This window comes from Knoellia terrae, assembly GCF_048606435.1.
Classification (GTDB): Bacteria; Actinomycetota; Actinomycetes; order Actinomycetales; family Dermatophilaceae; genus Knoellia; species Knoellia terrae.
The window spans coordinates 79,656-99,831 of the sequence record NZ_JBMBWH010000004.1; the positions used below are offsets into that span (position 1 = coordinate 79,656).

General features: G+C 70.6%; 19 protein-coding genes and 1 pseudogene. 10 read left to right on the forward strand and 10 right to left on the reverse strand.

Features of this window, described 5'->3' with window-relative positions:
* Positions 1 to 6 precede the first annotated feature (6 nt).
* Together ACOJV9_RS07345 and ACOJV9_RS07350 are read left to right on the forward strand one after the other, a co-directional pair.
* A complete protein-coding gene (locus ACOJV9_RS07345) occupies positions 7 to 657 on the forward strand; it encodes a NeuD/PglB/VioB family sugar acetyltransferase (protein ID WP_420184544.1) in 651 nt (216 codons plus the stop codon).
* The gene (locus tag ACOJV9_RS07350) at positions 654 to 1,382 is read left to right on the forward strand and encodes an FkbM family methyltransferase (RefSeq protein WP_420184545.1); all 729 of its coding nucleotides are present in this window, start codon (positions 654 to 656) and stop codon (positions 1,380 to 1,382) included. The genes ACOJV9_RS07345 and ACOJV9_RS07350 overlap by 4 nt, the downstream gene beginning before the upstream one ends.
* Here the strand turns inward: ACOJV9_RS07350 and ACOJV9_RS07355 are convergent.
* From ACOJV9_RS07355 to ACOJV9_RS07375, 5 genes are read right to left on the reverse strand one after another with little or no spacing between them, the layout of a single operon-like run.
* Positions 1,350 to 2,426: a glycosyltransferase gene (locus tag ACOJV9_RS07355; protein ID WP_420184546.1), complete on the reverse strand. Its 1,077-nt coding sequence runs from the start codon at positions 2,424 to 2,426 to the stop codon at positions 1,350 to 1,352. The genes ACOJV9_RS07350 and ACOJV9_RS07355 overlap by 33 nt on opposite strands.
* Positions 2,423 to 3,571, reverse strand: coding sequence for a glycosyltransferase family 4 protein (locus tag ACOJV9_RS07360; RefSeq protein WP_420184547.1), 1,149 nt, complete (start codon positions 3,569 to 3,571; stop codon positions 2,423 to 2,425). Before ACOJV9_RS07360 ends, ACOJV9_RS07355 begins: the two co-directional genes overlap by 4 nt.
* Before the next feature lie 47 nt (positions 3,572 to 3,618).
* A complete protein-coding gene (locus ACOJV9_RS07365; RefSeq protein ID WP_420184548.1) occupies positions 3,619 to 5,103 on the reverse strand; it encodes an oligosaccharide flippase family protein in 1,485 nt (494 codons plus the stop codon).
* Entirely contained in the window at positions 5,096 to 6,196 is a 1,101-nt protein-coding gene (locus ACOJV9_RS07370) for a glycosyltransferase family 4 protein (RefSeq protein WP_420184549.1), read from the reverse strand. Before ACOJV9_RS07370 ends, ACOJV9_RS07365 begins: the two co-directional genes overlap by 8 nt.
* Positions 6,175 to 7,272, reverse strand: a complete 1,098-nt coding sequence (locus ACOJV9_RS07375) for a glycosyltransferase family 4 protein (protein ID WP_420184550.1) — start codon at positions 7,270 to 7,272, stop codon at positions 6,175 to 6,177. The genes ACOJV9_RS07370 and ACOJV9_RS07375 overlap by 22 nt, the downstream gene beginning before the upstream one ends.
* 243 nt (positions 7,273 to 7,515) lie before the next feature.
* On the opposite strand from ACOJV9_RS07375, the gene ACOJV9_RS07380 reads away from it, so the two are divergent.
* Genes ACOJV9_RS07380 through ACOJV9_RS07390 form a run of 3 tightly spaced genes read left to right on the forward strand, consistent with a single transcriptional unit; the run spans position 7,516 to position 11,208 of the window.
* Positions 7,516 to 8,988, forward strand: a complete 1,473-nt coding sequence (locus ACOJV9_RS07380; RefSeq protein ID WP_420184551.1) for an AAA family ATPase — start codon at positions 7,516 to 7,518, stop codon at positions 8,986 to 8,988.
* Positions 8,985 to 10,340 carry a hypothetical protein gene (locus tag ACOJV9_RS07385; protein WP_420184552.1) on the forward strand — a complete coding sequence of 452 codons (1,356 nt, stop codon included), beginning with the start codon at positions 8,985 to 8,987 and terminating at the stop codon, positions 10,338 to 10,340. The genes ACOJV9_RS07380 and ACOJV9_RS07385 overlap by 4 nt, the downstream gene beginning before the upstream one ends.
* 4 nt (positions 10,341 to 10,344) lie before the next feature.
* Positions 10,345 to 11,208 (forward strand): polysaccharide deacetylase family protein, encoded by an 864-nt coding sequence (locus ACOJV9_RS07390; RefSeq protein ID WP_420184553.1) that lies wholly within the window; start codon positions 10,345 to 10,347, stop codon positions 11,206 to 11,208.
* On the opposite strand, the gene ACOJV9_RS07395 is transcribed toward ACOJV9_RS07390, so the two are convergent.
* Positions 11,166 to 12,308, reverse strand: a complete 1,143-nt coding sequence (locus tag ACOJV9_RS07395) for a glycosyltransferase (RefSeq protein WP_420184554.1) — start codon at positions 12,306 to 12,308, stop codon at positions 11,166 to 11,168. The genes ACOJV9_RS07390 and ACOJV9_RS07395 overlap by 43 nt on opposite strands.
* An 80-nt stretch (positions 12,309 to 12,388) precedes the next feature.
* Between ACOJV9_RS07395 and asnB the strand changes: the two genes are divergently transcribed.
* Both asnB and ACOJV9_RS07405 read left to right on the forward strand, forming a co-directional pair.
* The gene (gene asnB / locus ACOJV9_RS07400) at positions 12,389 to 14,296 is read left to right on the forward strand and encodes an asparagine synthase (glutamine-hydrolyzing) (RefSeq protein WP_420184555.1); all 1,908 of its coding nucleotides are present in this window, start codon (positions 12,389 to 12,391) and stop codon (positions 14,294 to 14,296) included.
* A gap of 1 nt (position 14,297) precedes the next feature.
* Positions 14,298 to 15,275, forward strand: a complete 978-nt coding sequence (locus ACOJV9_RS07405; protein ID WP_420184556.1) for a GNAT family N-acetyltransferase — start codon at positions 14,298 to 14,300, stop codon at positions 15,273 to 15,275.
* A gap of 185 nt (positions 15,276 to 15,460) precedes the next feature.
* Here ACOJV9_RS07405 and ACOJV9_RS07410 read toward each other — a convergent pair.
* Positions 15,461 to 15,919 (reverse strand): annotated as a pseudogene (locus ACOJV9_RS07410) (O-antigen ligase family protein); the annotation flags it as partial.
* 329 nt (positions 15,920 to 16,248) lie between these two features.
* Positions 16,249 to 17,193, reverse strand: a complete 945-nt coding sequence (locus tag ACOJV9_RS07415; RefSeq protein ID WP_420184557.1) for an NAD-dependent epimerase/dehydratase family protein — start codon at positions 17,191 to 17,193, stop codon at positions 16,249 to 16,251.
* A gap of 130 nt (positions 17,194 to 17,323) precedes the next feature.
* Here ACOJV9_RS07415 and ACOJV9_RS07420 point away from each other — a divergent pair, with 130 nt between their 5' ends.
* From ACOJV9_RS07420 to ACOJV9_RS07430, 3 genes are all read left to right on the forward strand, one after another.
* Positions 17,324 to 18,157, forward strand: a complete 834-nt coding sequence (locus ACOJV9_RS07420) for a nucleotidyltransferase family protein (protein ID WP_420184558.1) — start codon at positions 17,324 to 17,326, stop codon at positions 18,155 to 18,157.
* Positions 18,154 to 18,429, forward strand: a complete 276-nt coding sequence (locus ACOJV9_RS07425) for a PqqD family peptide modification chaperone (protein WP_420184559.1) — start codon at positions 18,154 to 18,156, stop codon at positions 18,427 to 18,429. The genes ACOJV9_RS07420 and ACOJV9_RS07425 overlap by 4 nt, the downstream gene beginning before the upstream one ends.
* Positions 18,430 to 18,564: 135 nt before the next feature.
* Positions 18,565 to 19,071 carry a hypothetical protein gene (locus ACOJV9_RS07430; protein ID WP_420184560.1) on the forward strand — a complete coding sequence of 169 codons (507 nt, stop codon included), beginning with the start codon at positions 18,565 to 18,567 and terminating at the stop codon, positions 19,069 to 19,071.
* Between the two features lie 58 nt (positions 19,072 to 19,129).
* Here ACOJV9_RS07430 and ACOJV9_RS07435 read toward each other — a convergent pair whose 3' ends face one another.
* On the reverse strand, positions 19,130 to 19,390 hold the full coding sequence (locus ACOJV9_RS07435; RefSeq protein ID WP_420184561.1) for a PqqD family peptide modification chaperone: 261 nt from the start codon (positions 19,388 to 19,390) through the stop codon (positions 19,130 to 19,132).
* On the reverse strand, positions 19,387 to 20,157 hold the full coding sequence (locus tag ACOJV9_RS07440; protein WP_420184562.1) for a hypothetical protein: 771 nt from the start codon (positions 20,155 to 20,157) through the stop codon (positions 19,387 to 19,389). The genes ACOJV9_RS07435 and ACOJV9_RS07440 overlap by 4 nt, the downstream gene beginning before the upstream one ends.
* Positions 20,158 to 20,176: the final 19 nt, after the last annotated feature.

Here is a 20,176-nt window from a genome sequence, read left to right on the forward strand (position 1 = left end):
GTGGTCGTGGTCGGTGCGTCCGGCTTCGGTCGCGAGTGCCTGGACGTCCTCGACGCCATGGTCGCCGACGGCGCACCGCTCGAGGTGGTCGGCGTCGTGGACGACGCACCCTCGTCGGTCAACCGCGACCGGCTGGCGATGCGGGGCGCCGGCCTCCTCGGGTCGGTCGCGCAGTTCGTGGCCGCGGGGGACAGGTCCGTCGGCTACGTCCTGGGAGTCGGCCACCCGCAGGTGCGCTTCCGGCTCGTCGAGCAGCTGGACGATGCCGGGTTCACAGCGGTGTCCGCCGCCCACCCGAGCGCCATCATCGGGTCGTCCTCGTCGATCGGGCCCGGGGCGGTGGTCTGCGCCGGAGTCGTCGTCTCGACGAACGTCACGCTGGGACGTCACGTCCACCTGAACCCGCACGTCACCGTCGGCCACGACGCGATGCTGGCCGACTTCGTCTCGGTCAACCCCGGCGCCGTGGTCTCCGGCGAGGTCACGGTGGGGGCGGGCACGCTCATCGGGGCGAGCGCCACCATCCTGCAGGGCCTGCTGGTGCGTGAGGACACGGTCATCGGTGCGGGGGCAGTGGTCACCAAGAACGTTCCCGGCGGTGTCATCGTCACCGGTGTGCCTGCCCGGTGGCGCCCACGAACGGAAGGACAGCAGTGACCAGCACGGTGTTCATCGACGTCGGCGCCCATGTGGGCGAGACGGTCGAGGAGGCGGTTCGTCCGCGGTGGCAGTTCGACCGCGTCTTCGCGTTCGAGCCCGTCGCCCGCAATGTCGAGGTGTTGCGCTCCATCCCGAGCCACAGCCTCACGGTCGTCGATGCGGGGTGGTGGAAGGAGGACGCCCTCATGGACGTGCACGACCCCGGCGACATCGGGGCCAGTGTCCACGCGGCGAAGGCGAGAACCGCGACGGTGGAACGGTGCCGGTTCGTGGATGCTGCGGAATGGATGGCCGAGAACACCCGGGCCGGCGACGAGATCTGGCTCAAGCTGAACTGCGAAGGAGCCGAGTGCGACATCATCGACGCGCTGGATGCGGCACGTCTCCTCGACCGGGTCTCGCACCTGCTCGTCCACTTCGACGTCGAGAAGATCCCCGGGATGGCGCCGCGAGCCGAGCAGGCCCGAGCCACGCTGCGAAGCAACGGGGTGGAGTTCCTCGAGGCGGACCAGATCATGTACGGGCGCTCCCACCAGGCCAAGACCGCCAACTGGATCAGGTGGACCAAGGGCAACAACATCAGGAGGTTCGTCTGCTGCCACCCGGTGAAGTGGAACTTCAGGGCACGGCAGCTCCTCTACCCGCTGAAGACCCGGTGGGTCCAGCGGTCGTCGAGCCAGCCGAGGTCGTCAGCCGTCCCGGATGGCGGCGCCGCCGACTGACTCGACCAGTGCGCGCCATCGGTCGAACACGTCCCGCTCGTCGAAGGCCGCCGCGGCGTGCGTACGAGCGGCGTCTCCCATGCTGCGAGGCTCCCTCATCACCGCCCGGACGCCGGCGACGAGAGCCTCCACATCGCCCGTGGCCGTGAGCACCCCCGTGACCCCGTCCACCACCACGTCGGCGGTGAACCCTGCGCGCGTCGCCACGGAGGCGAGCCCGCACAGGGCCGCCTCGACGATCGCGCCGGGCAGGCCCTCGGAGTCGCTCGTGCTGAGCAGGATGTCTGCGGCATGCAGGAGCTCGACGACGTTCCGTCTGCCGCCCAGGAGGCGAAGCCGTTCCGGATCGTCGATGCCCGAAGCCATCACGCCCGCGAGGGGTCCCTCCCCAGCAAAGAGAAACGTGGCTTCAGGGACCTGTTGGGCGACCTTGATGGCAAGGTCGGGGCGTTTTTCGGGGGACAGGGCGCCGAGACCGAGGACGACCACGGCGGCGTCATCGAGTGCGAGTGCTTCTCGCGCCTGCCGACGTTGCCAGGGGGTTGCCGGGGCGAAGGTGCGAGGGTCACGCCCGTTGCCGGTGACGACGATTCGAGAGGCCGGGACACGCCAGCACTGCTCGATCGCACGAGCGGCGCCGGGCGAGAGCGCAGCGACCCGCTGCACTCGCGACAGCAGTGCGGTGGTCCTCCATCGCCTCGAGCGTGTGCGGGCCCAGTACCAGGGGTCGCCGATGCTCTTGTAGATGATCGGGACCCTCGTTCCCACTCCGGCCAGGACGGAGTAGGGGAGGGTTCGCGAACCGTGAGCCACGACGACGTCCACCTGGCGCATTGCCCGCCGCAGGGAGACGAGCCCGGCGTGCAAGCTGCTGCCCTGCACCAGGGTGTCGAGGTCCAACGAGGCCTCAGTGCGGCTTGCGGCGATGGCCAGCACCTGACTGTCGCATCCGGTCTCGGTCAGGTGACGGGACAGGCGGGTCGCGAAGATCTCAGCGCCGCGACGCTGGGTCGATGCCACGAGATGTAGGACGCGGACGGTCATTGCGGTGGCTTGGCGGTAGCGCGGAAGAAGTCCGCCATCGACGCTGCGGCGCTCTCCAGGGTGTAGTGGCGTTCGAACCTCGCCCGAGCACGCCGCGTCATCTCCTCCGTGGCGGCGGTACGGCTCAGGACTGACTCCATGCTCCTCACGACGTCCGCCGGATCGTCGAAGTCCGCCAAGAGACCGCAGGGCTCATCCCTGCCCAGCACATCCTTGAGGGTGGGGAGGTCGGACACCACCGACGGAACACCCACCGCCATGGCTTCGATGAGTGCGCCGCAGATGCCCTCCTGGCGTGAGGGCACGCAGAAGACATCCGCTGCCGACAGCAGGTCCGCGATGTCGGTGCGATGGCCGAGGAAGCGCACGTCCACGGCCACTCCAGCAGCTCGCTCCGCCAGGTCGTCCGATGCGCGACCCTGCTTCCCTGCGATGAGCAGGACGACGCCCGGCACCGTGGAGCGGAGGAGCTCGGCGGCGGTGATGAGGCGGTCGATGCCCTTGACGTACTCCTGTCGAGCCACGGCGAGCAGGAGCACGTTCGCGTCAGTGAGCCCGAGACTGCTCCGTGTGTCGGCTCTGCGCCGGGCATCCCGGAAGGGGAACGACTCGGGGTCACGCCCCCGGGGAATGACCGTCACGCTCTCGTGAGGGATTCCCAGGACCCGGGTCGACTCCCGTGCAACCGTGTCGGTCAGCACATGCCATGCCCGGACGTGTCGTCTGCTGAGTGCTCCGAGCAGCTGCGCTGCCCGAAGCTTCCACCTCGAGATCCCCTCGGCGCCGGGCGATCCCGGAACCTTGACGATGCTGGAGCTCACCGGAGTTGCGGTGACTCGCCCCGCCCAGCTCCCGGCGACGTCGGCTTCGAAGAGCGTCGTGTGCAGCAGGTCGGGGCGATGCGTGCGCACCGCCCCGACAAGGTGACGAATGTTCGAGAGCCGACCATGCCGGGGCGGCGGGGGGAGAACTCGGGTTCCCGAGGCCTGCAGCATCTCGACCAGCCCGGACGACGGCTTGAGGGGCTGCACGATGAGCTCGATGCCGTGGGCAGGGAACCGCGGAGCCAGCAACGCAAGTGAGGTCTCGGCACCACCCGGGGCCAAGGAGTCGATGACGTAGAGAACACGGGTTCCTCGGGTCATGCCTCATCATCTCCGACGGGGCGTGACGGTGAAGGGGGTCGGGGCCCTCATCGCCCCACCAGGAGCCGGCACTCTCGGACCAACATGGTCGTGCGCGACCTCGACAGGACCACACCGGTACCCAGGTAGGTCACGATCCCGGCGGGAACGGCAGCAGCGATCTGCAGCACGGCGTGGCTGCCCTGGAGCTCGTGTGTGACCACAGCAGCCACGAGACCCATGGCCGTCGTCATGACCACCACCAGGAGCAGATCGGCGGCGATCGGTCGAAGGCTGAGAGCGAGGGGGCGCGAGACGATGACGTGCTGGACGACGAGGGAGGCCAGCGCTGCTGCCGTGACTGCGCACGCCATGCCGGTCAGCGTGGGGGCGAGGAGCAGGGCGAGGAGCACCCCGACAAGGGTGAGCACGACACGGACACCGAGGAGCGTCGTGTGGCGAGCGACCTTCCTCTCCGACACGGCAATGGTGCCCACCGCGTTGACGACGATGTCGACGACGGACCCCAGCATGAGAATCTGCATCGGACGGACCACTCCGTTCCACTGGTCCCCGAAGAAGATCTCGACGAGCGGTCGGCCGATGGCCGCGATGCCGGCGAGAGTCGGTGCGCCGACGAAGAACGTGACCAGAAGGGCCCGGCGCCAGTGCGCGCGCCTCGTCTCGGCGTCAGGAGCCTTGGCGAGTACCGGGAGGAGGACCACACGGAAGATGCCGCTCAGTCGCACGCGCAGGATGTTGGGAAGGACGTAGGCGATGTAGTACCTGCCCAGCGAGTCCGCGCCCAGCCCGCGGCCCACGCCCCAGTAGTCGACGTTCTTGTAGAGGTAGGCGAAGACGCTGCTCAGCGAGACACCGCCCACGAGGCCCAAGTCCTCGCGCAGCTTCCCGAACGCCATGCCACCGCCCGGGAGCCAGCGGGCCAGAACCAGCGTGAGGCCGAGGCCGACGACGGCGCTGAGGACCTGACCCCAGACGACGGCCCACGGTCCGAAGCCGGAAGCCGCCAGGGCCACCTCACAGACGAAGAACACCAGCGCAGGCACAACAGTCGCGATGGTCAGGCGCCGGAAGTCGAGGTCACGCTGCAACAGAGCCTGGGGGATCTGCACGACGAGGGTCAGCGGCAGCGACACCACCAGGACCACCAGCAGCCATCGGGCCTCGGGCAGGCCGAACAACTGCATGAGCGGCTCTGCGCCGAGCGCCACGAGCGCCGCGATCGCTGACCCGATTCCCGCGAGGGCCCAGAAGTAGGTCGAGGCCAGCCGCGCCACGTCACCGCGTCTGGTCACCAATGACGTCGTCAGCGCTGCTGCGCTGGCGAAGGCACCCACACCCATGACCGTCTGCACCGCCGCCACGAGCCCGAACTCCATCGGCGTCAGGAGCCGAGCCATGGCGACCGTCGCGAGGATGCTTCCCAGCTGCATCGCCGCCTGCGTGACGAACGTCAGCCGGGCGCCCGCCCGTGCCCGATCGCCGAGATCCATGAGCACGGGGACCTCGGCCGAGACGTCGTCGTCAGGCACGTGCACGCGCTGCCGCGAGCTCGTCGACCAGCTCTGTCCACAGCTGGGCGCTGTGGTCCACCGTGAAGCCGACGAGGCAGTGCTCGCGTGCCTTCCTGCCCATGCGGGCCGCCGCTTCGGGGTCGTCGCAGACCTGTCGGACCGCGGCGGCGCAGTGGTCGATGCGATCGGTCTCCACGACAAACCCGGTGGTTCCGTCCACGACGATGTCCCGGCAGCCAGCGGCGGGCGTGGTGACCACCGGTATTCCGGTGAGGCCGGCTTCGACCAGCACTCCCGGCATGCCCTCGGTCCCCGGAGCGCTGGTCAGGACCAGAACGGTGGCTGAGCGCAGGAGGTCCGGCACGTCGTCGCGGGTGCCGAGCATGTCCACCCCCAGCTGTGTCGCGCGACCCTCGAGGTGTGAGCGGAGGGGGCCGTCACCGACGATCATCGCGGTGAACGACAGCCCGTCGCTGCGCAGGCGCGACACGACGTCGAGGAAGACGTCCGGGCGCTTCCCCACCTCCAGCTGCCCGACGAACAGCACGAGGGGTGGCTGTGCCTTCGTCCCGTGCGGCCCGGGTCGGTAGGTCTGCGGGTCGCGGCCGTTGGGAATCAGGCGCAGTCGGTCGGTGGGCATCCCGAGGCCGTGGAGCTGGTCGCGGATCGGCGTGGACACCGCGACGCCGCGCACGACGCCGCGAACGAGGAACCGGTACAGAAGGGTGCGGGACCTCCGCGACAGCTCCGCCGTCGACAGCCCGAGCTTGTAGTAGATGACCGGCGTCCCCCGTCCCGCCACGACGGCGTACTTGAGTGCCTCCCCACCGTGCGCGACCACGATGTCGACCTGGTGACGACGGAGCGCCCGTGAGAGCGTGCGGGCAGCGCTCAGGTCCAGTCCCCGTTGCCGTGAACGGCCGGAGCGGACTCCGAGCACGATGTCCGCCCGGAGGGCTGCTGTCGGCGCCTCGAACAGCGAGGCCACCAGGTGGTTCTGCGCTCGGTGTCCAGCGAGGCAGTCCCGCAGCCGGCCGGCATACGTTTGGGCTCCTCGGTGCGAGTCCTCCGGGAGAACGTGCAGGACGGTCACACGGCGGTTCTCGTCCACGGCAGACCCTTCTCGCGCGCGACCTCGGCATAGGTGCTGAGTGAGGCCGCGGCGACGTCGCGCTGGTCGAAGCGCTCGAGGGCGGTGACTCTCGCCGCCCTGCCGAGACGGGACCGGACCCCCGCGTCGGCAAGCAGTCGGGCGACCGTTTCCCCGAGTGCCTCCGCGTCCCCGGGGGGCACGAGGAGCAGGTGAGTGTCGTGCTCGCCGAGCTCGCGGCAGCCACGGATGTCGGTGAGGACCATGGGCAGACCGCACGCGGCGGCCTCCATCCCCGCGCGGGAGAAGCCCTCGCGGTGGCTGGGAAGGACGAAGACGTCCATGGCCGAGTAGAGCGCCGTCATGTCACTGCGCTCTCCGAGGAACGTCACCGACCCGTCGTCGGCCCCGGCCACGGGGGACGGACCCTCCTCGGGGCCGACCCACACGAAACGGGCCCGGCCGCGCAGCCGCCGGGCCACGTGGAGGAACTCGACGAGACCCTTCTCGGTGACCCGCCTGCCGACGGCACCGACGAGCAGCTCGTCCGGTCCGACTCCGAGCTCGGCACGAACCCGAGCCCCTGCGTCGGGATCGGGCCGGAAGCGGTCAAGGTCCACGCCGTTGCCGACGACCCTGCTGCGGCCGGCGCGCAGCGCAGGTCGGAGGGTGCGCTCGTCCTCGGCGTTCTGGAACAGCTCGTAGTCCGAGAACCGACACGCGAGGCCCTCAAGGGCGTAGACGAACGCACGCCGCCGCCACGCGTCGGACGGGCGGGCCCAGAGGCCGTGGCAGGTGTTGACGACGACCGGAACTCCGGTCACCCGTCCGACGATCCGCCCCATGACCCCGGTCTTCGGGTTGTGCGTGTGCAGGACGTCGAGATCCAGCCCACGAATCGTGCGGAGGAGCTCGACGAAGGCGCGAACGTCGGTCGGCAGGTTCCAGCTCCGCGTGAGCGAGCGCACGGGGACGTGGGTGACACCCAGCCGTCGCACTCGTTCGACGTAGGGGCCCGTGGCACTGACACCGAAGACCGTGTGCCCTGCGGCGACGTCCACCTCGAGCTCCGTGGCGAGCAGGAGGGCGAGGCTCATGTCGACCGTGGTCAGGTGACCGATCCTCAGCCCCCCCGCCCTGCGGTGCTCATCCACCCCTCGCCGTCTCACGATTCACGATTGTCCAGCACGCGAAGGATTTTCTCGCGTGTTCCGGTGCATTGACCAGCGCTCACGGCAAACGCCCTTCGGCGCAGGAAGGGCTCCGGTAGTCTGACGGTCACCGCGGCTCGGAGGCCCACACGGCACCCCGGGGGACGTGAACAGTTGTGGAGGGTTCGAGTGACTTTGCGTGACTACGCCGCCGTGGTGCGGCGCAAGTGGCCGGTCATCGTGGCGTGCGCCCTCATGGCCGCGGTCGTCGTGTGGCTGCTGACACCGGCGACGCCTCCCGAGCCCAAGCCCGAGTCGTACAGCGCCACGGCGACCCTGCTCGTGTCCTCGCCTCCTCAGATCGGCGACGAGCCGGTCCCGCAGGTGTCGCTCGGACGGATCGCCCTCTACGTCAAGACGGGTGAGGTGCCGGTCCGCGCAGCCCAGCGTCTCGACTACGCAGGTGACCCTGCCGTGCTGGCCTCCCAGATCAAGGTGATCGAGGACGAGGCGGCCCTCGCCCTCGAGATCTCCTCGACCGGCACGGAGGCGACGAGGGTCGCGACCGTGGTGAACGCCTTCGCCGCGGAGAGCGTGGCGTTCTTCGGAAGGGACCGGCCCGGGAGCGGAGGGGCGAAGCTCGCGATCCTCCAGCAGGCGACGCCCATCGCCGACGGTGAAGGACCCTCCTACGTGCTGCCGCCGGGCCGTTGGGCCAGGACGGTGCTCGGCGGACTTGTCGGCCTCCTCCTCGGCTTCGCCCTGGCGCTGGTGCTCCACCAGTTCGACTCGCGCCTGCGGACTCGCGACGAGGTGTATGCCGCCATGGGACTGCCGATCATCGCGGAGGTCCCGCGGTTGAACCGCTCCAAACGTAGCCCTCACGAGGTCATCGTCACCTCGGAACCGCTGAGCCCGTACGCCGATGCGTACCGCGCCGCGCGGGCGGCAGTGATGTACTCCCTGGCGCAGAGCGAGGCCACGCGGGCCGAACCCCAGCCCGGCGTCCCCGGGCGTGGCCCGGCCGCCTCGGCGGTTCTCGTCACCTCCGGTCACGCCACCGAGGGAAAGACCACGACGGTGGTCAACCTCGCCGCCAGCTTCGTCGAGGCAGGGAAGCGGGTGCTCGTCCTGGACGGCGACCTCCGGTCGCCGGACACCCACGTGCGCTTCGACGTGCCACAAGGTGCGGGCATCTCCGACTACCTCCTCGACCCGATGGGCACGTCCCTCGAGGCACTGGTCCGCCCGACAAGCATCCCCAACGTCGGCATCATCACCGCGGGCACCAGCCTCGCGAACCCCACGGCGCTCGTGAGCCGCATGGGAACCCTGATCGCCGAGGCGCGCCACCTGTGTGACGTCCTCATCGTCGACAGTGCTCCCCTGCTGGACGCCAGTGACGTCTTCGACATCCTGCCGATGGTGGACACCGTCCTCGTCGTGGTGCGCAGTGGCCGGCTCACCGAGTCGGCGGCCCAGCGGGTGGCAGAGCTCCTGAGGCGGTTCCAGGTTCCGGTGACCGGGGTGGCCCTCGTCGGGGTGCCGCGGCGTCGCTCGGCCGGGTACGGGTACGGCTACGGCCAGGACGAGAACCGGGGAGAGGCCTCCGGCTCGGAGGACAGCGTCACCCGCCGGACTCGGCGAGCCGCTCAGCGGTGAGCCTCGGCTCGAGCCCACTGTGGGCGATCACGCTGGGTGGCGCGCTGGGCGCCGGCTACGGCGCCCTGCTGACGTGGGCCATCACCACCAACGAGTACAACGCCTGGGGCAGTCTGCTGGTCCTCCCCGTCGTCATCCTGCTCAACCTCGTCCTCATCCGGGCTTGCACCCGGCACGAGGCCACCCGGTGGCTGCACACCGTCATGCTGGCGGCCCTCGCCGCCAAGATGCTCGGAAGCGTGGCCCGGTACCTCGTCGCCTACATCGTCTACGACCGCGCCTCCGACGCCGAGCGCTACAACGCCTACGCGTCCGACCACTACCTCCTGTGGCGCCGCGGCGACATCGACTGGGAGATGTCGCTGGGGGCAGGAACCCAGAACATGGAGCGGCTGACCACCGCCCTGTACGCCGTGACGGGACCGAGTCCCGTGGTCGGGTTCGCGGTCTACAGCTCGCTGGCCTTCTGGGGGGCGTTCCTGCTCTACCGCGCGTTCGTCGTGGCGTTCCCCACAGGGAACCACCGCAGGTACGCCCTGCTGGTGTTCTTCCTTCCCTCCATCCTCTACTGGCCCTCGAGCATGGGGAAGGAGGCGTGGCTGCTCCTGTTCACCGGCGCCACGGCCCTGGGGGCTGCCCGCCTGTTCACCCACCGATCCGGAGCCTTCGCCCTCCTCGGCGCAGGGGCGGTGGGCACGGCACTGATCCGTCCACACCTGTCGGTCCTGCTTTTCACCGGGCTGTTCGTCGCCCAGCTCCTGCGTCCCACCCGCCGCCATGCCACGGACGTGCTGGCGAAGCTCGGGGGAGTGGCCGTCATGGCCGTGGTCGCGCTCGTGCTCGCGAACGCCTCGGCCGAGATGCTCGGCATCGACGACCTGAGCTTCGTGGCCATCTCGGACGGTATCGACATGGCGTCCGGAAGGACGACACAGGGTGGGTCCGAGTTCGAGGCCACGACGATCGGCGCACCGCTGGACCTCCTCGTCGCCCTCGTCACCGTCCTCGCGCGCCCGTTCCCGTGGGAGGCAGTGAACCCCCAGATGCTCCTGCAGAGCTTCGAAGGGGTCTTCCTCATCGTTCTCGCGTTCCGCTCCCGCGCGCGCCTGCGTCGCCTCGTCCCCCTGCTGCGGTCGAACGCCTACCTGACCTTCGCCCTCGTGTACTCGGTCGCCTTCGTCGTGGCGTTCGCCGGGTTCAGCAACTTCGGGATCCTGGCTCGCCAGCGGGTGCTCATGCTTCCGTTCATCCTCATCCTGCTGGCGCTGCCCCTGCCCGAGGAGGACGAGCCGGCGGATCCGGTAGGTCCGCGGCGCGACGCACGGGCACTGCTTCCACCACGAGGTCGGTGAGAGCATGACGCGCCTGTCCGTGTCGTCGACCCCTGCCCGCGCCGCCGTCAAGAAGGCGTTGGCTCGCTACCAGCGCCCCACCCCGGCCGTCGGCGCCACGCTCCTCATCTACCACCGGGTCGGTGGGGGCACGGCGGACGAGCTCGACGTCGACGCCCGCACCTTCGCCCGCCACCTGCGCATGCTCGAGGGCCACGACGTGGTCTCGCTGGACGCTGCTCTCGACCGACTGGACGCGGGCGACTCGTCGCCCTCGTTCGTCCTGACGTTCGACGACGGTTTCGAGGACGTCTACGAGCACGCCTGGCCGCTGCTGAGGGAGCTCCGCCTGCCGTTCACGGTCTACCTCGCCAGCGACTACGTCGGCCGGGTGATGGTCTGGGAGGGGTCGACCGCGGGAGGGACACCCGGACGAGGAATGACCTGGGCACAGCTGGCCGAGATGGTGGCCTCGGGCCTGTGCACGGTCGGGAACCACACGCACAGGCACGTGCGGCCGGAGGTCCTCACCGCCGATGAGCTCGACGACTGCACCCGGGCGATCGGGCAGCACCTGGGCGTCACACCGACGAGCTTCACCTATCCCTGGGGCGTCGCCGTACCGCGGATGGAGCCCGCGCTGCGCTCCAGGTTCCGGAGTGCGTCGACCGGCAGCGTCGGGCGCAACCACCCCTCCACCGACCGCCACCAGCTCAGACGGGTTCCTGTGAGGCGTACCGACCCGGACGAGTTCTTCGCCGCGAAGCTCGTGGGCGACCTGGTTGCGGAGCGCAGTTACGAACGGGTGGTACGCGTTGCCAAGGCGCTCGCGTCAAGGCGCGGTGCCTACGTCCGCCGCAGCACGCGGGGACGGGCTACCAGCTCGTAGACGTTCTCGAGCCGCCCGACGGTGCGACGGATGTCGAACGCCGCTGATCTCTGCCGGGCGCGCTCGCCCATCTGCTGCCGGAGCCGGTCGTCGGCGGCGACGTCGAGCAGCGCCCGGGCCAGAGCCGGGGCGTTGCGCGACGGTACGAGCCGACCGGTCACACCGTCCTCCACGGCCTCCGGGACACCTCCGACCGCCGTGGCAACCACCGGGACGCCCGCGCACATCGCCTCCATGATGGCCACGGGCAACCCTTCCGTGGAGGAGGCGAGGACGAAGATGTCCGTGGCACCGAGCAGCTCGGAGACGTCGGACCGGTAGCCGAGAAGCTGGACCCGGTCAGCGAGGCCGAGCCGGTCGTGCTGGGCACGTACCTGCTGCTCGAGCGGTCCCTGGCCCACCGCGAGGAAGACGAGTCGGTGGTCCTGGCGAGTGGCGATGTCGGCCGCCTCCAACAGGTTCGGGTAGTCCTTCTCGGCGCGAAGGTTGGCCACGGTCAGCACCACCAGCGCGTCCGGGGGGACGCCGAGGCGTTCGCGGACCGCGGTCCGCGACGGCGGGTCGGTGAGGTCGGACTGGACGACACCGTGGACCAGGACCTCCGCGCCCGGCCGCAGGCGGGGCCACATCGACTGCCGGACGGGCCCCGAGACGGCCCAGCGCCAGGTGTCGAGCCCGGCGGTGAGGGCGTTGGCCAGGCGAGTGGGTGCGGAGTAGTTCTGCCACACGTTGTGCTCGGTGGACACGGTCGCTGGTCGGCGCCCACGGGGCAGCGTGCGCGCGAGGAGGCGGACGACCGCGGCGACGAGGGGAGAGTGCGCGTGCGCGACGTCGACCCCGGACAGCAGCCGGCGCAGGCGCCACGGCCACAGCGCCCCGGCCACGCCCGGCGCGGCCAACGCGGTGACGAGAACCCCTTCCCGCTCCAGGAGCGGGGCCAGACGGCTCTTGTCGCGCCGGACGTAGGCCGCCGAGTAGGCGAAGCGGGTGTGGTCGGCCACCCTGGCGGAGGAGACGAGCAGCTGTTCGGCACCCCCCTGTCCCAGTCCCTTGATGACCCAGAGCACGCGGACGGGCGGACCGGAGCGGGGCGTGGGCACCGGCCCATTCTGCCTTCGGGCGGGGCGAAAGATCGTAGGCTCACGTCGACAGGTCAGTCGGCTCGGCGGAAGGCACCGGTTTGTGCGGGCTCGTGGGTCTGCTGTCGCCGGGCGACCGCGCTCTCCTCGACGACCTCGAGGAGATGTCACGGTCCGTGGCCCATCGAGGGCCGGACGACCGCGGGGAGTGGGTCGACGCGGACGCCGGCATCGCCCTGGCCCACCGCCGGCTGGCCATCGTGGACCTCAGCCCGATGGGGCACCAGCCGATGGTCTCCGCGGACGGCCGGTGGGTGCTCGTGCTCAACGGTGAGATCTACGACCACCGGGACCATCGAGAGTCCCTGGTCGCTTCTGGCCGGGTGCTGCGTGGCCACTCCGACACGGAGGTGCTGCTCGAGCTGGTCGCCAGCCGGGGCGTGGTCGAGGCGCTCAGGTCGGTGGACGGCATGTTCGCGCTCGCCCTGTGGGACCGCGCCGACCGCGTCCTCACCCTCGCCCGCGACCGCCTGGGGGAGAAGCCGCTCTACTACGGGAACGTCGGACGGCAGTTCGCGTTCTCGTCGGAGCTCACCGCCCTCCGCCGGCTGCCCCGGGCGCCGGCGGCTCCCTCGATGGAGGCGGTGGGCGCCTACCTGGAGCTCGGCTTCGTCCCCGCCCCCTTGTCCATCCTTCCCGGAGTCGGCAAGCTCCCCGCGGGGTCGGTCCTGCGCGTGCGCGCCGGTCAGGCCGTGGGGCACCCCGAGCCGTACTGGACGCTGAACTCGGCCGTCCGGGACGCCGGTGCCCGTCGGCTCGACGAGGACGACGACGCCCTCGTCGAGCGAGCCGACGCCATGCTGCGCCGATCCATCCGCGCGCGGCTCATGGCAGACGTTCCCGTGGGTGCCTTCCTGTCGGGCGGCGTCGACTCGTCGACGATCGCGGCGCTCGCCCAGCAGGTGAGCGCGCACCCCGTGAGGACGTACACCGTGGCGGTGGGGGGGACGGGCGACGAGTCGTCCGCGGCAGCGGCCGTGGCGCACCACCTCGGCACGGAGCACACGACGCTGCAGCTGCCCGACCTCGACCCCCTCGTGATGTCCGCCCGGGCGATCGCCATGCACGACGAACCCTTCGCCGACCCCTCCTCCATCCCGACGGCACTGCTGTCCGCCGCCGCTCGCGAGCACGTCACCGTGGCCCTGAGCGGTGACGGCGCCGACGAGCTGCTCGGTGGCTACAACCGCTACCTCGTCGGCCACGGCCCGGTCGGGAGGCTCCTGTCCCTCCCGCGTCCGGTGCGGCGCCTCGGCGCCTCGGCCCTGCGCCGCCCCTCGGTGCGTTCGTGGGACCGGGTGGGGGCGCGTGCGCCCCGACCCGTCCCGGAGCTGGGCACCAAGCTGCACAAGCTGGGTCACGTCCTCGGCAGCGCTGACGTGCCCGGGGCTCACGCGATGCTCGCCAGGGTCTGGCAACCCCAGGAGGTCATGGCCGACCACCCCGCGCGCCCCTGGGGACGACCGGTTCCACCTCCCGGCCTGTCACCGCTGGAATCGATGCTGTGGGCGGACCAGGTCCTCACCCTTCCTGACGACATGCTGGTGAAAGTCGACCGTGCGAGCATGGCGGTCGGGCTGGAGGTGCGCGTCCCCTTTCTCGACCACCGTTTCGTCGAGCTGAGCTGGAGGCTCCCGGTGCGGACCAAGGTGCGCAACGGTCGCGGGAAGTGGCTGCTCCGCGAGATTCTCGGCAGGTACGTTCCGGCCGAGCTGTGGGACCGCCCGAAGGTGGGCTTCGACCCCCCGTTGGCTGACTGGCTCCGAGGGCCGCTGCACGAGTGGTCGCACGATCTGCTGAGCCCAGCCGCCCTGGCCCGCGGTGGCGTGCTCCGGCCGGAGCCGATCGGAGTCGCCCTCGCCGAGCACGACCGCGGCGAGCGAAACCACGACTACCGGCTGTGGACCGCCCTGGTGCTGCAGAGCTGGCTGACCGAGCGAGGAGTCTGAGATGGGTGGACGCGGCGACCGGATCGAGATCCGTCGCGCCGAGCCTTCCGACCACGCGGCGGTGCTCGGGCTCTTCCGTCAGACCCTCGGCTGGCAGGACGGCGACCCCAACGAGGACTTCTTCGCGTGGAAGCACCGGGCAAACCCGGTCGGGCCCTCGCCCGAGTGGGTGGCCACCCATGACGGAGCGGTGGTCGGCTACCGCACCCTGCTGCGATGGAGGTTCACCGACGACACCGGGAAGCCGGTCTCCGCCTTCCGGGCCGTCGACACCGCCACCCATCCCGAGTTCCAGGGGCTGGGCATCTTCCGACGCCTCACTCTGCACGCGGTGTCCGAGCTCACCCGGGCCGACGAGGGCATCATCTTCAACACCCCCAACACCCAGAGCGGACCCGGCTACCTCAAGATGGGGTGGCAGCAGGTCGGTCGCCTACTCGTCGGGGTGCTGCCCTCGGGGCCGAGGTCCCTGCGGACGATGCTGACGTCGCGCGTCCCCGCCGAGCTCTGGTCCCGGCCGACGACGGTCGGTGTCGACGCGCGTGAGGCGTTCGCCGACCCGTCGTTCGCCGAGCACCTCCTCCAGCACGCTCCCGCCCGGGGGTTCCGGACGACCCGCACGCCGGAGTACCTCGCGTGGCGCACGGCGTTCGGCCCGCTGGCCTACCGGGTGCTCCTGGCCTCCCCGGCCGACCCTGCCGAAGGTGGGGTGGTCTTCCGGCTCCGACGTCGCGGCGCCGCGACGGAGGTCGTCATCGTCGAGCAGCTCACCCCGGACCGCAGGACCGGGGCCGCGCTCGTGGCCCGTGTCGTCCGCAGCACGGGTGCGGACTACGCCATCGGCCTGCGGGCCGGTCCCTCGGCAGGCCTGCTGCCCGTGCCGGGCCAGGGGCCGGTGCTCATGGCCCGGGCGCTCGGGAGCGGCCCGCCGCCACCGAGCTCCTGGGTGCTGACCATGGGGGACGTCGAGCTCCTCTGAGAGCTCACCCACCCGATGACGAGGCCGGCCGTGAGCACCACCGGTGCGAACTCGACGAGGTGGTCCACGAGGGCGTGCGTCATCAGTGCGGCCCACGCGACCACGCCGACGACGGCATGGCCGCCCCCCCAGCCTCGGCAGGCGAGCACGAGCCCTCCCATCGCGACGAGGGCCAGCGCGGCGACCCCCACGACACCTGTCTCGGCACCCACCTGCAGGAGGACCGAGTGGGACGAGGCCAGGTCTGGGTCGGCGGCCGCTGGGACCGCGCGGGCCACGGCTCCGGGGCCGTTGCCCTGCCACGGCTGGTCACGCCACAGCACCATGGAGCCACGCCACAGGTCGGCCCTCACCGCGTCGGGGAAGGGCAGTCCGCTGGACCGGGTCCGGCCCGATGCCGAGGCGAGGACGAAGGCTGCACTCACCGCGCCCGCGAGCGCTGCTGCCACCGCCGCCCACATCCCGGCCCGGCGTCGCGCCGGCCGGGCAGCCACCGACACCGTCAGCACGACGGCGCCCACGACCATGCCGACGCGAGACTGGTTGACCAGCACCACCGCGAAGCAGAGGACCACGGCACCTCGCAGAAGCCATCGAGCCTCGCCGTGTGGCGCGCTCAGCCGCGCGAGCCCGGCCACCGCCATGACCTGGATCGCCAGAGCGGCATTGGCGTTCGCGTACCCCAGGGCTCCGCCACCGGCACCCGGACTGACGAAGGACGCCAGGGCCAGTGCTGCGACGCCCCCCGTGAGGGTCGCCGACACGTCCTCAGCCCGCCACCGCGACAGGAGCGTCGCCCCCAGCACGGCGCCCACCACCACCGACAGCGGTGCGACGACGTAGGGGCTGTCCAGCGCCAGCCCCGGACGGTTTCCCGAGCCGAGAAGTGCCCACGCCGGCAGGACGACGCTTCCCACGAGGAGGGGGAGCCATGCGGCCCAGTCCCCGACGGCAGGCCGACGCACCACAAACGCTATGAGGCGTAGGCCGGCAGGGTCCTGAACCAGTCCACCGTCGCCTGGAGCCCTTCGCGCAGCGTGATGGGTGTGACATCGGGGAAGTGTCCACGCAGCCGCGAGTTGTCGGCCTGCGAGTCCCGCACGTCACCGGCGCGGGGGTCGACGTGCTCGACCGCGGGACGCTGTCCGAGGATGTCGGCCAGCTCGTCGACGACGACGTTGAGGGAGGTGCGGCTGCCGAACGCGAGGTTCACCGGCTCGAGGTCGGTCACGGTCCGCGTCACGGCATCGGTGATGACGCGGCTCACCGTGCCCACGTAGGTGAAGTCGCGGGTCTGCTCCCCGTCACCATGGATCGTGAGGGGGACGCCCCGCAGGGCGGCGTCGATGAAGGCGGGGAGCACCGCGGCGTACGCGTGGCCTGCCGCCTGGAGCGGGCCGTAGACGTTGAAGAACCGGAACGCCAGGACCGGGAGGCCGTAGGTGTGCCCGAAGGACATCGCGTAGGCCTCGGTCGCCTGCTTGCTCACGGCATACGGCGAGATGGGCGCGGTGCGCATGGCCTCGCGCTTGGGCAGCTCACGGTTGGCGCCGTAGACCGAGGACGACGAGGCGACGATGACGTGGGGGCCGCCGGCCCGTCGCGCTGCCTGCAGCACCTCGAGCGTCCCCGTCGCGTTCGCGTGGTGGGAGGCGACCGGGTCGAGGACAGATCGGGGGACCGACGGCAGTGCGCCGAGGTGCACGATGGCGCCGGCGCCCTCGCAGGCGGCGTCCAGGGCGTCACGGTCGAGGATGCTCGCCTCGACGAGCCGGACCTGCGTGCCGTCCAGGTTGGAGCGTGACCCGGTGGACAGGTCGTCGAGGGCGACGACCTCGTCGACCTCGGGCCGCGAGAGCAGCTCGCGACCGAGGTTGGAGCCGATGAAGCCGGCTCCGCCGGTCACCACGACCTTCACGTGCATGTCCCCCATGTCGATCCGGTGGCGAGCCCTCGTGAGCCTGATCTCGGCACGCTACCATCGGCCCTCGCAGCCGGCTGCCGCTCGGTAGGGTTGCCGCGTGGATGCCGTGAGGATGCCCCGTTCCGTGGGTGTTCGCTTCGCCCACGCGGCACTTCAGGTGCTCGCGGACGACCACGACGTCGACGTGCTCCACATCAAGGGTCCGGCCGTCGACGAGGTGCTCCTCGACGGCGAGCGGCCGAGCGTCGACGCGGACGTGCTCGTGAGACCGGCGCACGTCGACCGCCTGATCTCGGCGATGCACGAGCACGGCTGGAGCACCCGTTACCGGTTCGAGGACGGGTCGGCGTTCGAGCACGCCTCGACCTTGGTGCACCCCTTCCTTGCCCCCGTCGACGTGCATCGGCGCTTCCCCGGCATCGACGCCGACGCGGGGTCGGCGTTCGACAGGCTGTGGTCCGAGCGTCACGTCACCGACCTTGCCGGTATGCCGTGTGCCGTGCCCTCCGTGGCGGCGCAGCGACTCGTGCTCGTCATCCACGCCGCTCGAGCCGGTCGCCTGGGTGAGGGCGACATCACCCGGTCGTGGGACGCCGCGACGGACGACGAGCGCGCCGCCGTCCTGGCGCTCGCGGACGACGTGGGGGCCCAGGTGGCGCTCGCGTCCGGCACCGGTCGTCTCGACGACTTCGTGGGCGCCCCTGGCTACGAGCTGTGGAAGGTGCTGTCCAGCGGGGACCGGTCCCGGTCGCGGCTCTGGGTTGCCCGGGTGAGGGCGGCACCGACCAGACGATCTGCGCTCCGGGTGGCCGTCCGGCTGGTCGTGCCGAACCGGCACCGGATGGAGGCGAGCCTGGGCCGACCGCCAACCCCCCGGGAGGTGGCCGCCGCCTACGTCGACAGCGCTCGCCGCAGCGCCAAGGAGCTGGCGAAGGTGGCTCGGGGCGTGCATCGGTGACGACGTACTCGGTGCCGGCGCGACTCGCCTTCGTCATTGCCGACGACACGGACGCGCCGCGGGTGTTCCTCATGTCCCTTCCCGACGGCCCCCCGGTCGTTCTCGATGACGCCGCCGCAGCCATCTGGATCCTGGCGGCCTCGGGCGAGAGGGACGTGGCCGCGGGTGTCGGCCGGGCCGTGGGGAAGGCTCGCCACGAGGTGGCGCGAGACGTGGCGAACTTCCTCGGGCACCTTGTCGACGAAGACCTGCTGTCCATCCACGGTGACTAGGAAAAGGTGGCCCTTTCGCACTTGATGGAGCGTTGATGAATCACTTTTTGCGAATTGTCATGATCGCTCACGGCGAATACCCCCCGCTGCTAGGTTTGCCTCGAATCCGGAAGGCCGAACCAAGGGGAAGTTCCAATGACCGAACAGCGTGAGGACCGGCGAATTTCGCGCCGGACGATCACCAAGGGCACCGCATGGAGCGTTCCGGTCGTCGCCGTGATGGGATCGGCGTCGGCCCAGGCGCAGGCCGTCAGTGGCTGCGTCCCGACGCTCGACTTCTCACCGGACAGCTGCCGTTGCACGGGCGAGGGGCAGAACGCGAAAGACTACTTCGTCAGCGTCTGCAACGACGGAGTCATCTGTCCGGATGGCGGTGGCGACGGAGTCCTCTACGTCAGCGTCCGTGCGAACACCGGTGCCCATCCGGAGCTTGCCCCTGGTCTGGTGATCGAGGTTCCGGTCGGCGGGTGCAGCGGGACGGTTCAGTTCAACAGCACGAACAGCTCCCGCAACCTTCGTCTCTACTACGGCGAAACCCAAGCGGCTGCCCTTGCTGCGGACAATCCCAACTTCGTCATCGTGGATGCGCCGGCAGACTGCGAGACGCTCGAAGAGCCCCTGGGTACCTGCATCAAACCGTGACCAAGGTCCGGAGGTGTTCACCGGGTGCCACTGCCGTGGCCTCTCCCCGATCGAGATGTCACACGTGGCGGTAGAGAACGCCAAGGCGCAAGAGGTCAGAGACAGCCCTCTGCGTGATGTCGCCGACTGACTGATCGGTCGGGGTGCCAAATCTGAGCTCGAGCTCGTCGACGAGCGCCTCTACGGTGACCGGCTCCTGGGCAATGTCGTAGATCGCTGCGCCCATGGCGCTCAGCCGCACGACCTTCGACGCGAAGAGGAGCACGGTCTCCCCGTCTCGGGTGAGCGCGTCGGTGGCCGGGCGGCGTCGCACCCTCACGACGCGTCCTCGAGGAGTGCGACCAGCGCCTTCTCGGCGGAGGCGGCCTCGCTGTACCTCAGGCGGAGCACCGGTCCTGTCGTGTCGATGAGGTCGGCCAAGCGCTGGAGCGGGTGCGGAACCTCGCCCACGGAGGAAGACTGCGCGACGAGGGCGACGACGGCGTCCATGAACCCGACCTCCGAGAGATCGTCCTGATCGACCTCGGCCCGTCGGTCGAGGAGCACCACGCGTGCAACGGTTGGATTCGCCGGCGCCGCCAAGAGACCCAATGCGTCGGGGGACACCTCGTCCTTGAGGTCGGGCTCACCCACGCGCCGCACCGAGAGTGGCTTGGGGTACGGCAGGATGCCGCCCGCAGGGTCGATGCCCACGGTCTCGTCGGTGAGGTAGCCCAGCCGTTGGCCGAGGAGACGGCTCATGGTGGTCTTCCCCGTCCCTCCCGCGGCGACGTAGACGAGGCTTCGACCCGTGCCCGGGTCGCTCACGGCTCCCGCGTGAAACATGAGCAGGTCGCCGGCCCTGGCCGTGATCAGTGCTCGCGTCACGCTCCGAGTCGTCAGCATGAGCTCTCGTATGAGGAAGTCAGGATGGTCCAGGCGTGCCACCACCGGCGTCGCGGGCCGCGGCTGAGCCGACGTGCCGGCCGGCGTCCGGCAGCGAGACCACGCGGACCGCAGGGCCGAGGCCAGCACCGGACCGGCGGCCCCCTCGCAGCGGACCTCGACGACGGCGCCGAGACCGTGCAGCAGGAGCAGGTCGCTCACGAGTTCCCCTCCCGCGTCG